This window comes from Pseudidiomarina atlantica, from assembly GCF_000753735.1.
GTDB lineage: Bacteria > Pseudomonadota > Gammaproteobacteria > Enterobacterales > Alteromonadaceae > Pseudidiomarina > Pseudidiomarina atlantica.
On the sequence record NZ_JPIN01000001.1, the window covers coordinates 468375 to 481184 of the forward strand.

General features: G+C 50.1%; 9 protein-coding genes. 3 read left to right on the forward strand and 6 right to left on the reverse strand.

Features of this window, described 5'->3' with window-relative positions:
- Positions 1-48 precede the first annotated feature (48 nt).
- Positions 49-561: a fasciclin domain-containing protein gene (locus tag IDAT_RS02310; protein WP_081909717.1), complete on the reverse strand. Its 513-nt coding sequence runs from the start codon at positions 559-561 to the stop codon at positions 49-51.
- 292 nt (positions 562-853) lie between these two features.
- Here IDAT_RS02310 and IDAT_RS02315 point away from each other — a divergent pair, with 292 nt between their 5' ends.
- From IDAT_RS02315 to IDAT_RS12930, 3 genes are read left to right on the forward strand one after another with little or no spacing between them, the layout of a single operon-like run.
- Positions 854-1438 (forward strand): YceI family protein, encoded by a 585-nt coding sequence (locus IDAT_RS02315; protein WP_034729933.1) that lies wholly within the window; start codon positions 854-856, stop codon positions 1436-1438.
- Positions 1431-1916: a GNAT family N-acetyltransferase gene (locus IDAT_RS02320; RefSeq protein WP_051986511.1), complete on the forward strand. Its 486-nt coding sequence runs from the start codon at positions 1431-1433 to the stop codon at positions 1914-1916. The genes IDAT_RS02315 and IDAT_RS02320 overlap by 8 nt, the downstream gene beginning before the upstream one ends.
- A gap of 43 nt (positions 1917-1959) precedes the next feature.
- The gene (locus IDAT_RS12930; protein ID WP_051986512.1) at positions 1960-5463 is read left to right on the forward strand and encodes an EAL domain-containing protein; all 3504 of its coding nucleotides are present in this window, start codon (positions 1960-1962) and stop codon (positions 5461-5463) included.
- On the opposite strand, the gene IDAT_RS02330 is transcribed toward IDAT_RS12930, so the two are convergent.
- The 5 genes from IDAT_RS02330 to IDAT_RS02350 all read right to left on the reverse strand — a co-directional run bounded on the left by IDAT_RS02330 (position 5447) and on the right by IDAT_RS02350 (position 12661).
- A complete protein-coding gene (locus tag IDAT_RS02330) occupies positions 5447-7477 on the reverse strand; it encodes a BCCT family transporter (protein ID WP_034729936.1) in 2031 nt (676 codons plus the stop codon). The two genes, IDAT_RS12930 and IDAT_RS02330, sit on opposite strands and share 17 nt — an antisense overlap.
- A 97-nt stretch (positions 7478-7574) precedes the next feature.
- On the reverse strand, positions 7575-8933 hold the full coding sequence (locus tag IDAT_RS02335; protein ID WP_034729938.1) for an MBL fold metallo-hydrolase RNA specificity domain-containing protein: 1359 nt from the start codon (positions 8931-8933) through the stop codon (positions 7575-7577).
- 31 nt (positions 8934-8964) lie between these two features.
- Entirely contained in the window at positions 8965-10434 is a 1470-nt protein-coding gene (locus IDAT_RS02340; protein WP_034729941.1) for a phospholipase D family protein, read from the reverse strand.
- Positions 10435-10454: 20 nt separating this feature from the next.
- Positions 10455-11555, reverse strand: a complete 1101-nt coding sequence (gene hemH / locus IDAT_RS02345) for a ferrochelatase (protein ID WP_034729944.1) — start codon at positions 11553-11555, stop codon at positions 10455-10457.
- Positions 11556-11593: 38 nt separating this feature from the next.
- Positions 11594-12661 (reverse strand): hypothetical protein, encoded by a 1068-nt coding sequence (locus IDAT_RS02350; RefSeq protein ID WP_034729946.1) that lies wholly within the window; start codon positions 12659-12661, stop codon positions 11594-11596.
- Positions 12662-12810: the final 149 nt, after the last annotated feature.

The window sequence follows — 12810 nt, forward strand, 5'->3', positions numbered from 1 at the left end:
AACTACTACTCGTAATGTATAAGCAAGTAGACTTTTTAAGCTTACTTCTTATTGCATTGAAGGCGGTAAAATCACCGCGTCAATCACATGAATCACGCCATTTGACGCTTCGATGTCCGCTTTAATCACGTTCGCGCCACCAACTTTTACGCCGTCAGTTGCGTCGATCGCTACTTCTTCACCTTGCACAGTCGCTGTCGACAATTCTTTGCCAGCGATGGCAGAACTCGGAACTTTGTCACCTAAAACGTGGTAGGTCAGTACCGCGACTAGCTGATCTTTATTTTCTGGCTTCAGCAGGTTTTCAACTGTACCTGCTGGCAATGCCGCAAACGCGTCGTTGGTTGGCGCGAACACAGTGAATGGACCATCGCCTTTCAAAGTATCGACCAAGCCAGCTGCTTTTACCGCAGTGACCAAAGTTGAAAATTGCTCATCGCCTGCCGCGATATCAACGATGTCTTTTTTGCCGCCATGATTGTGCGCCAAAGCTGCCGTTGACATTGCTGCTACGATAACTGCACCAGCAAACCATTTTACTACTGAAGTTACATTCAACATATTAATCTCCTCGTCGTTTACGTTCTGTACTCTAGTTTTCCTAAAGCCGACTGGTTATACGCAGGCTTGTCTAAAAAAGGTTCAAAATATTTTTTTCCAACAACGCCAACCCCACGTCTTTTACGCAAACTTAACCTAAAAAGGGCAGCCCTCCCTGCGGTTGGGCACGACCGCAAGGGAGGGCTGCCCTTTCTTGGGGTTTTGTGGGCGGAATACGGTGATCGATCAAGGGGATATGCTAGTATAGGCATTGTGAAAGTTGGCAAAATGGTCAGCAACAGCAGGAGGATTTATGAAATTGTATACTTTGATGAGTAGTGTTTTGGTCGCTGCAGCTTTAGCTGTTCCGGCGCAGGCAGATGACTGGACGCTAGATGCAAACAGTTCAAGTTTGCATTTTGTTTCGGTTAAAAATGATGTGGTCGCAGAAACCCATCGGTTCACCGAACTGCAAGGTCAACTCAACGATGGCGCACTGGAGATCTCGATTCCTGTGAGTAGCATCGATACCGCCATTCCGATCCGCAACGAGCGCATGTTGAAGCATTTATTCAATGCTGCCGAGTTTGAGCTGGTGACTGCTACGGCGCAAGTGCCGAGCGAATTGTACGAGACGGACACCGCTACGGGGACGTTTCCGGCCATTATTCCACTTACAGTGTTCATCGCTGGTGAAACCGTTGAATTAGAAGCCGCTGTGCAAATCACCAAAATCGGTCCAGACCGTGTGTTAGCGACAACGTCGCAGCCGCTGCTGATTAACGCCCAGCAGTTCAAGCTGATTGACGGCATCAACCAACTGCAGGAAATCGCCGGTTTGAAAGCTATCGACCACGTAGTTCCTGTCACTTTTAGTGTGCAGTTCGAACGTGATTAAGCAAAACTTATACCCTGAGTTTCGACCAGCGACGGCGGCAGATATTGCCGCCGTTACTGCGTTAGAAGCATCATTTTATCCTGACGATGGTTATCCTGAGCCACTCTTCTATCAAGGGTTGCACCAATGGCCGCAATTGTTTCAAGTGGCGGCAACAGAACAACAAGTAGCAGCCTACATTCTCGGAGCTCCTGCCGAACAAGCCCAACATTTGTGGCTAATGTCATTGCTCGTAAGCAGCGCACATCGTGGTAAAGGCTTAGGTGCTCAGCTCCTGGAATACTGGCTCAATACAGCGGAACGACTCGGCTATCACTCGATATGGCTGACCGTAGCGCCCCATAATAGTGCGGCGATAAAACTCTACGAGCGCTTTGGCTTTAGCAGTCAACAACTTGAGCATGATTATTTGGGGCAAGGTCAGGATCGATTGGTGATGTTACGTAACAGCCAAACATTGACGAAAACATCGATTTAGCAGATATTGGTCAACAAGGAATAAGAAAAATCTAACAACTTTTATGCTCAATCGTCGTAGTCTGGCTGCCGCCTTCGTCAACGTCACTCTATTTGTGACCATTAGCGCCACGTTTCTGTTCGGCGTCATAGGACTATTTGTCAATGCCCTCACCCAACCAGACAGCCCGTTTGAGCGTGTCATCTCGACCACTTCTGGGGTCGTGGCTGTGGCGGTGGCCATTGCCTTAACCGGACTTGCGCTAAAACGCAGAGGCATACAACTCCTCGGCGGCAGCATTGTGACCCTTGCCGCCTTGCACAGTCTTATCGTCAACCTGTCAATGGCCTCGATTTTCTATCTGGATTTTCTTGAATCCATCGATGCCTACTTTTATCCACCGGTGGCGTTTACTTTTGTGACCCTAGGCCTAACCCTAATGCTGAACCCAAGAGAGCGGATTCAGCGCCGTTGGATGCAGGTATTCGCCAGTATTCTCATCGTGCTGGCCGTCGCCTCTTTTGTGTTGCACTTTACGCCCAATGGGTTCGCCCTGCTCGGCCCGCATCCACCAGTCACTTCGTTAGCCACCATCACGCTATTCTTGATTGGTATTTCGTTGGTACTTGCCAGCAACAAACGTAAATTGCACTTTAATATGCGGCTGACACCCGCAACCAGCACGACGTTTGCGTTGGTAGCCACCATTTGCACCACTTGGTTTGTGCTCAGTCTCAATCAAATCAACGCCACCCGTACCGAAGCTGAAAGTATCATTGCTAAGGTCGCGACAGTGCGGCAACAAACCATTCAAGTGAATATTCAGGTACTCAATCGCCTGCGCGAGCGCTGGCAGCAATTAGACGTGCCACCGACATCTGAATTCGCCCGCTTCGACACGGCCACTTATTTACGCGACATACCGCACTATTTAGGCATTCACCTGATCGATAATCGTGGCCGCACGGTGTGGCAACAACACCGAAATGACGATACCAGCTATTTGGAATCGCTCAATTACACGTCAATACAGCAATGGCTGAGTTCAGCGCCACCTGATATTTCGATGCTGATCCCTGCCGAACACTTTCGCGGTGACCGCAGCCCGTTGGGTTTTTTGATGATGCCCGTCGGCTACCAGGCAGACGTGCGCTTCTATTTGCTCGTCACCTTTGATTTAATGCAATTGATCAGTCCCGATACGCGGTTAATGCCGGAATCCCTCAAAATTTACGCGTCACTCGATGAAGACCGCGTCATCAGCCTTGACCAAGACAAACCGACCCAGCGTAGCGAACTCACTGTCGCCAATGCCGAACTCATTATTCCCTACGGCCAACCGCTAAAGCTGTCCGTTAGCCTGTATACGTTTGAAGAGCTCGAATCTGCTTCGAACCTTCGCATGATCGTCGCGTTGCTTGGGCTATTGTCGTGTATCGCTTTTCTCGCACTCACCCAACAAAACGAATTGCTGAGCAGTCACAGCTTACGTTTACGCCAAGCCAAAAGCCGACTGTACCTCCAAACCCGACGGCTGAAGTTAAGTGAGCAGCAATTTCGCTCACTGTTCGCGTTCCACCCCGATGCTGTTTTTGCGCTCGATAAAGAAGGTATGGTGGTGCAAGCCAACGAATCGGTGCATCAAATTTCCGGTGCCAGCCGAGAGCAGATTATTGGCGCCCACTTTAGTGTCTTTATCGTGCCACACGAACGCGCCTTAGCTGAGGCATTTTTCCAGCGCGCTCTGCGCGGCGAAGTGTGTCGCTATGAGTTAAATGTGCTCACCACCAACGGTGAACAAAAACAAATCAATGTCACCAACCTACCGGTCAAAATAGGCGATGAAATTACCGGTGTTTTTGGCATTGCGAAAGACGTTACCGCGCAAAATGAACAAGATAAACAGCTCCGCATTCTCGAACGTGGTATCAATTCAAGTACCAACGGCATCATCATTTCAGGCGCGCAAGACCCGAGTAGCCCGATCATTTATGCCAACGACGCTTTTTTAGAAATGACCGGCTACGAGCACCATGAAATTGTCGGTAAGTCCTGCGATTTCCTCATTGGACCGAAAACCAACGCTGAGAACATCGACAAAGTACGCACCGCATTGCGTGATAAAACCGACTGTAACGTGCAAGTGCTGCATTACCGTAAAAACGGTGAATGGTTCTGGGACGAACTGCAACTGGCGCCTGTGGCTGATGCGCACGGCACTATTACCCACTTTATCGGCATTCATGAAGACGTTACCGAACGAGTCGAAAGTGAACAGCTGATGGCGTTCCAAGCCCAGCATGACGACCTGACCAACTTGCTGAACCGCAGTACCTTTGAACAGCGCTTGAGCGATGTGATTCGCACCCATGGCTTGAACGAAAAGCACAGCCAATGGGCGACCTACTTTATTGACTTGGACGGCTTTAAACCGATTAATGAAGCGATGGGGCTCAGCGCCGGCGACGAAGTGCTGAAGCAAGTGGCATTGCGCCTACACAAATTCACGCAGCGCAATGGCTTTACCGCGCGTTTCGGCGGCGATGAGTTCGTGCTTGCCGTGCAGGGGCAAAACCTATCGGCCCTCGACGCCATTGGTCATGAGCTACTTGAGATCATCGCCGAGCCTTACACGGTGCACCAACAGCGAGTCTACCTAACCGCAAGCATTGGCGTTGCCTGCTACTGTTCCGCGAGTCAACAGGCGGTGGATCTGATCCAACAGGCCGATAACGCCATGACCATGGCGAAACGCCAAGGTCGCAATCATCTGTACTTTTACAAGTCAGAGTTAGCACAGAACATCAGGCTCGATGTCAATCTGCGCAACCAGTTCCAGCAGGCCATCGATGAAGGCAAGCTGCAATTGTTTTATCAACCCATTGTGGATCTCAAATCCGGCAAAATTGTATCAGTTGAAGCCCTTATGCGTTGGCAACTCGATAGTGGCCAATGGATTGCTCCCGATCGCTTTATTCCAATGGCTGAAGCGACGGGTCAAATCATTCCTGCGAGCGAATGGGCCTTGGACCAAGCCTGCCAAGACCTGGTGAAGTTGCGCGAACAGCAGCCAGATCTAGCTATGTCCGTTAATCTCTCAGCAGTGCAATTCTCGCGGGCACAATTTTTGACGAGCACACTCGCGACCGTGCAACGTTATCAGTTACCCCCTGAAACGTTAGAATTAGAAATCACCGAAAGTGTGTTGATGGAGGATAGTAAGCAAGCCATCAAAGTGATGCAGAAGCTACGAGATGCGGGTTTGCCCATCGCGTTAGATGATTTCGGTACCGGTTTCTCAAGCTTAAGTTATCTAAAAACACTGCCGATTGATTACCTTAAGATTGACCGAGCTTTCATTCAAGACATCGACAACGGAGCTGGCGATGAAGCTATCGTGCGCGGTATTCTAGCCATGGCACGGCAGTTTGATATTGAAGTTGTCGCCGAGGGTGTCGAGACTGCAGAGCAGGCGGTGAAACTACAGAAACTCGGCTGCGACTATGGGCAAGGCTACTACTTCGCCAAGCCCATGCCGCTGGCCGAATTACTTAGCTTGATGACTTAAGATCATCGTCGTGTTCAGCCAAATCCCAGGGTAAGCTTCCGGGTGAGATGTGCATGAACTGCAAATAGTTCTCAAACTGATTAATCACATCGTTGATAATATCACCTGGTTCATAACCATAGAGGTCATAGGCTTGACCACCTTGGCGCAAGAATACTTCGGCGCGATAGTATTGCTTATCGTCACGCTTTGCATTCACGATCGCAAAGTCAGGTCGCTGATAGGCGCGCATACGCACTTCATAATTGAACTCGACATCTTTGCCATTACGCACCGTCAGCACCGAACGAATATGCTCTTCATCGAACTCGGCTGAAGTTTCCCAGTCATGCTCACGCAGTTCCTTTGCAACATCGTTGAGACAGTCTTTTACGGTATGCTCGATAAATTCACGCACGGCATCCTGTTGTGGAAAATCGACCACACCCGCAAGGCGTTTCTTCCAATAGCCTGGACCTTGATGGACACCACGGCGATGGGTGCGCATCGCGCTTTTTAGACTCGCGTATTGATGCCCTTCTATCACCAGCGCACGCCACATCCCGAAGGCCGCTATCAGAATGATCACTGCGAACGGCAAGGCACTGGTTATTGAGGCGGTTTGTAACGCACCTAAGCCACCAGCAATCAACAAAACACCGGCGACCACCCCTTCAGCACTGGCCCAGAAGATACGCTGCCAAACGGGGGTATCAGTCCGACCACCTGACGCTAAAGAGTCAATCACCAATGAGCCGGAGTCCGACGAGGTTACGAAGAAAGTAACAATCAGCACCACGGTTGCGAACGACAAAATACTAGTGAGAGGCAAGCGTTCGTACAATTTAAATAATGCGATGGCCTCGTCGTTTTGCACCTCCGCAATGAGCGCAGTGTAACCTTCATTCATAATCATGTTTAATGCTGTATCACCGAACACACTGAACCAGAAGAAAGTGAACATTGTTGGCACGAACATGACCCCAAACACAAATTGACGAATCGTCCGACCGCGTGAAATTTTCGCGATAAACAAGCCGACAAAAGGCGCCCAAGCAATGGTCCAACCGAAAATAAATAACGTCCAGTTGCCAATCCAATCACTGCGTGAATAGGCTTGCAGATTAAAGGTTCGCTCGACGATGTTATTTAAATAAGAGCCCGTGTTTTGCAGGTAGGTCTCAAGAATATGCACCGTTGGCCCAGCAAAGAATACGAACAACAAGATAAACAGCACCAGCACCATGTTGACGTAAGATAAGCGTTTGATGCCTTTATCTAGGCCGGCCACCACCGACATAATCGCAAACACGGTGATCACGCCAATGGCGATAACTTGTACCGTTGTGCCAACTGGAATTGACGGCCACAGATAATTTAAACCGGCGTTGATTTGAATGACCGATAGTCCCAGTGTCGTCGCAATACCAAACATAGTGCCGAGAATTGCAAAGGTATCTACTGCATGCCCCGCAGGACCGTGAATCTTCTCGCCGATTAACGGATAGAGCGTTGAACGCATTGATAACGGTAAACCATGACGAAACGAGAAATAAGCGAGCACGAGACCCACTAGACCGTAAATCGCCCAGATGTGAAAGCCCCAGTGAAAGTACGCAATCTGCATTGCTTGTTTGGCGGAATCTACTGTTTCAGCCGCACCCACCGGCGGACTCGAATAGTGCAAAACGGGTTCAGCGACCCCGAAAAACAACAAGGCAATACCGTAGCCAGCGGAAAATAACATGGCAAACCAGGCAGGAAAACTATACTCGGGCTCCGCATGGTCGGGACCTAACTTGATCTTGCCCCATTTTGAAACGGCGACCCCCACAATGAAGACAAGAAAAATTGCTACGGCAAGCATATAGAACCAACCAAAATCGGCAGTAATCCACGCCAGCACATCGCTAAATACCTCACCGGCTAACTCCGGATTGGCCAAGGTACCAATTACCAATAACGCTATGACTGCCACCGCCGGTAAAAATACCGGCACTAGGATGGCGTCGTTCCACTTCCTGCGCGTCGTCATCACCTACTCCTTTTTTGTTGTTTGCTGCTTTTCACCCTAAGCGGTATAGCCTCAAATTTCAAATAAGACAATAATTTGCAGCCCAACTTAGGCCGACTTAGTCAAAATGCAGCACTTGCCGATAGCCGGCAACATTCACATCGTAACTGGTGGTTTGTTTGAGGTAATCGGCTTGTGCCTCGAGCGCATCAGGCTCACCATGAACCAAAAATAACTTGGCATCGGCGGGCAATGCTGATTGTTTGAGCCAGTCACCAATCTCGACATAATCGGCATGCCCAGACAAGCCATCGAGTACTCGAACCCTTGCTTTAACTGGCAGCCACTGGCCATGCAACTTGATGCGTTCCATGCCCTGCACCATTTTCGCACCACGGGTACCGCCCGCCTGATGCCCGCTGAACAGCACTGTACTGCGGTGATCGCCTAACCAACGTTTGAAATGATGTAAGATGCGCCCACCAGTTGCCATGCCACTGCCGGCAATAATGATGTGCGGCGCGCCTTGGCTTGCGATAGCCTTCGACTCTTCGACGCTGTGGGTGTAGATGATGCCCTGCTCGGCAGCATGACATTGCGCAGCACTGAGCCTGTGGTACTCGTGATGTTCACTGTAGAGCTCTGAAACGCTGATGGCCATGGGACTGTCGAGAAAGATTGGCAGACGTGGGATCCGGTCCTCTTGCATCAAAGTAATCAACATGTGCTGCAGCAGTTGCGCGCGACCAACGGCAAAACTTGGGATCATCAGCACACCACCACTGGCCGCGGTCTCATTCACCACATCAGCGAGTTGTTGCCAGGGATCTTCCTCACTATGCCGCCGATCACCATAGGTTGACTCAAGTAGCAAATAATCGACCTCGGGCAAAGGCCGCGGCGGTTGCATCAAAATATCATGGGGGCGCCCTACGTCACCGCTAAAGCCAATCCGCACACCATCGTGTTCGGCAATCACTGAGGCGGCACCAAGAATGTGTCCGGCAGGTTGCAAATAAAAGTGAATATCACCGACACTAAAGCGCTTGTCATATTCAATCCCATGCAACAAGGTAAGTGCCTGTTCAGCAGTCGCTTCGTCATACAATGCACGTGGGTTGTCATGTTTACTCAGCTGGTGTTTTTTATAAAACTTAGCATCCTCTTCTTGGATGCGCCCGCTGTCTGGCCATAAGATTTGGCATAAGCCAACGGTGCCATAGTGGGCATAGACGCGACCACGAAAGCCCTGTGAATAAAGCACGGGGACAAAGCCTGAATGGTCTAAATGAGCATGTGTAAGTACTATCGCATCCACTTCGTTAATGCCTAGCGGTACCGGCTCCCAATTGCGGCGCCGCAACCATTTGTAACCTTGAAACAGTCCGCAGTCGATGAGTACCCGAGTGGTCTCAGTTTCAAGCAAATACTTCGATCCGGTAACCGTCTCACTACCGCCTAAAAAGGTTAATCGCATCACTGTCTCCTTCTGGTTCACTTGCTGATAACTACAACAATCGCTCAATGGGTAGGCGCTCAAGAATACGTACTGCGAGTCTTCGCCAAATGCTCGCGTCAGGTTCACTGTAATACAGAGTTCGTCTGCTACTACCTAAACGTTCCACCCAAATCACCCGATTCTTGATTAAACGCAACTGGTAAGCATATTGCGGCAAGGTGGTAATGATTGCAGTTTCAAGCCGCGCTGCCAGCTCACGACTGTGCATCACAAAACCCAGTTCAGTATTAATCGCTGCAGAACGCGGATCAAAGTTAAGTGAGCCGATAAAGACGCGTGCTAAATCCACCATAAAAGTTTTCGCATGCAGACTTGATGCCGACGAACCAAAGCGCTCTTTACCTTTCAGCCGCTGGCGTCGCTCGCGGCGTTGTTGCCGTCGCGCTTTGGCCGACAAGCGCTGTAATTCAAATAACTGAATACCGTGCTGTAACAGGCGCTTGCGCCACTTGGCATAGCCGGCGTGCACCACAGCGACGTCGGTTGCCGCCAACGAGTTGGTGAGCACAATAATTTGTACGCCGCGCTTTGCCATCGCTACCAATTCATCGACCCCAGCTTTGGTGGGAACAAAGTACGGTGATACCAACGTCACATGCGACTGCGGCTCGCCAATCGCTTGTTGTAATTGATGGGTAACGAGCTGCTGCGGTTGAGCACGACCGAGCGCTTTCGCAGGGCTGTCACTGACGAGTTGGGTTTCGGCCCAATAAATATCGATTTGTTGCTGCTGTAGTTGCTGGATAAACGGCAAAGATTCGATAGCTTGCACGTAATCCTGCGCCCTTGGGTCTTGCTCATAACGCTTGGCAATCGCCTGTAGCGTCGATAAATCTTGTGGTTTGGTAAGGGTAAACAGTCGCTCCAGTGGCACCGCCGACTCGCTCTGCCAATAACGCTCAAAATCATTGACCACATGCGCGACTACTGAACCAATCAGCAGCGCATCTAAATCTGCAAATAACACATCTGAGGTGGCTCCGAAGTATTCATCGCCAATGTTACGGCCACCGCTGATGACTACCTGCTCATCTACAATAAAGGCTTTGTTGTGCATGCGTCGGTTGACCCGACGAAAATCAAATAAATAATTGAGAAAACGGGGCCGGCGCACTCGTAACGGATTAAACAGCCGCACTTCGATGTTGGGATGCTGATGCAAGCCAATCAACGTGACATCTAGACCAGCTGTGTTGTGGTCATCAAGCAACAACCGCACTTTGACTCCACGCTCGGCGGCCGCATGCAGTTCTTCAAACAACAAAGTGCCCGTAATGTCATGGCGCCAAATATAATATTGCACATCGAGCCGAACTTCAGCTTGCCGCGCCAACAACACCCGCGCGGCAAATGCTTCACGCGCATCGACCAAGGGTATCACGCCACTCTTACCGGGATGCTCGGTAAGCAGCGGCGAGATGACCTGAGCTAATCTTCCTTGCCCTACGTCAGCGGTCACTGCACTCGATGCTCCTGTGCTTAATCTGGATTACTCAATTTGCCATAAAGGGCTTCGCGTTGTTTAGCGCGCTCGGCGCGATGGTGCTGATCGGTAACCACACTCCACCCTTGCAATTCGCGTTTCACTATAGCAGTCAATGCGGCAATATGATCGGGGTTATCATTCAACGCAGGAATATAAGCGTACTGCTCACCGCCCGCTTCGATAAAGTACTCACGATTCTCTTCGCCGATTTCTTCGATGGTCTCAAGACAATCTGCACTGAAGCCAGGACAGAACACTTGTACGTTTTTGACACCTAAACCAGGCAATGATTTCAACGTTTCGTCGGTATAGGGCTTAAGCCATTCTTCACGGCCAAAGCGTGATTGAAAGGTCGTCAGGTACTGATCTTTACTTAAACCGAGTTTTTCAGCAATGAGGCGCGATGTTTTATGGCACTCACAGTGATAGGGATCACCTTTTTGTAAGTACTTCAAAGGCACACCATGGTACGAGAAGATCAATTTCTCAGCTTGCCCATGGGTTTGCCAATACGCTTTGATCTGCGCTACACAGGCGTCGATATACCCAGCATCATCGTGGTAATGACTGATAAAACGTAAGTCTGGTAGCCAACGACGCTTGACGAAATCCTGTGCTAGCGCATCAAAAGTCGAACCTGAGGTAGCAGCCGAGTATTGTGGATACAACGGCAGCAGCACCAGCTTGCGTACACCATGCTGGAGCATTTCATCGATCACCTCACGCATGTTCGGCGAACCATAGCGCATGGCATAACGCACGATAACTTGGTCGCCATAGTCCTCACTCAGCGCAACTTGTAGCTTTTCGGCTTGTGCAACGGTGTGGAATAGCAACGGTGAGCCGCGCTCAGTCCATACCGTTTGATAGGCCTCAGCAGAGCGCTTTGGACGAATTCGCAGAATCACCCCGTTGAGAATCAACCACCATAGCGCACGTGGCACTTCGACGACCCGTGGGTCGGATAAAAACTCTTTCAAGTAACGCCGCAACGAGGGCGTATCGGGTGCATCTGGGGTGCCCAAGTTGGTTACCAAAACGCCAATTTTGTCTGCTTGAGCGTGAGAAAAATCTGCATAACCGCGATACTTCATTTGTTTACCTCGTGTTCTAGCAAGTGAACTTGCGTCGCTTAACGCCAGAGTTGCACTTTATTGCGAATTTCACCAGTAGCAATCCATTCTTTTAACTGATCAGCCATCCACCGACCCTGTTCCACAGCTTGCTGCCAATACTTGATTCGCTCTTCTACGTCGATATCCGCAAAATCGGTTCTATCGGGGATTTTGCCGTACGGTAATTGCGCGACAAATTCTGCGCTTGGCGTCAACATAATCACGTTCGGCCAATGTGCCCCAGTAGTACGGCGCTTTTTATTGCGCTTATCAAACCAGCCCGGAATTACTTCATGATGAAAATGAGGATAGAGCACCAGACCATCGATGGCACTGAAGTCGAGGTCAAAATGATAATCTGTCACCCCGCCATCGCGATAAATACCTGCAGGTGCACCAGGAATGTCACGCACCCCTTCGAGCACCAACGGAATTGAGCCTGTTGCTAGTAGTGCCTGCTTAAAGTTGTCTTCGCTTAACAAGGCATGACGCGTCGGTAAGTCGTGCCAAAGTTCAGTGAAGGTTGCGGGCGATGCGGGATGATGAAAAATTACCCGTTCGTAAAATTTACCCAGCCACTGACGCTTCATTGAATTCGCAAGTGCTGAAGTCAACAAACCAAACAGTTGCTTTTTACCTTCAACCGCCGTCAAACCGCGACAGCGCACCACTATCCAATGGTGGCGAAATTTGTCTTGGTTGAGGATATCGTGCACCGCATCATCGGGAATATAGGTATGCAGTAGCTTGCGGGCTTCTTCGGTAATTTCTTGTACATCTGGTTTAGCACTGTAGGTTTGCGTGCTATACAGCTTGGCAAACAAGTCACTGGCAGCAACCGGATCGCGTTGGCCCAGTGAGGCAAAACGCCAAGCACCCGCCGAAGTACCGAGTAAATCGAGCGGCCGTTCACGCTCGGCAAAAAACTCGCCGAACAAAAAGCGATCAAGCCCTTGTAGAACAAACCATTTAGGCCCACCGGAAGCGCCGACCAACAAGTCGATGGCATCTTGGTCGAGTCCATGCTCCTGAATATGCTGATACGCGCGTTTACCGGCGCGGATCTGCAACCAATCGGTTGCCATACTGCTCTCCCTTTTTACTCTTTTTGTTGTTATTTGCTCTTGGCAGTATACCGAAAATCCTTGGCTAACACAGCCTTATGGTCGCGCCTTTTCCGGCCTTCTGGTATGCTTGCTAGCACCTTATCGATGAACAAAAAGACCAAAGGAAC

Excerpts from the sequence above, each read along its gene's own strand:
- IDAT_RS02330 (WP_034729936.1), bottom strand. The coding sequence starts at position 7,477 with ATGACGACGCGCAGGAAGTGGAACGACGCCATCCTAGTGCCGGTATTT.
- IDAT_RS02335 (WP_034729938.1), bottom strand. The coding sequence starts at position 8,933 with ATGCGATTAACCTTTTTAGGCGGTAGTGAGACGGTTACCGGATCGAAG.
- IDAT_RS02310 (WP_081909717.1), bottom strand. The coding sequence starts at position 561 with ATGTTGAATGTAACTTCAGTAGTAAAATGGTTTGCTGGTGCAGTTATC.
- hemH (WP_034729944.1), bottom strand. The coding sequence starts at position 11,555 with ATGAAGTATCGCGGTTATGCAGATTTTTCTCACGCTCAAGCAGACAAA.
- IDAT_RS02350 (WP_034729946.1), bottom strand. The coding sequence starts at position 12,661 with ATGGCAACCGATTGGTTGCAGATCCGCGCCGGTAAACGCGCGTATCAG.
- IDAT_RS12930 (WP_051986512.1), top strand. The coding sequence starts at position 1,960 with ATGCTCAATCGTCGTAGTCTGGCTGCCGCCTTCGTCAACGTCACTCTA.
- IDAT_RS02315 (WP_034729933.1), top strand. The coding sequence starts at position 854 with ATGAAATTGTATACTTTGATGAGTAGTGTTTTGGTCGCTGCAGCTTTA.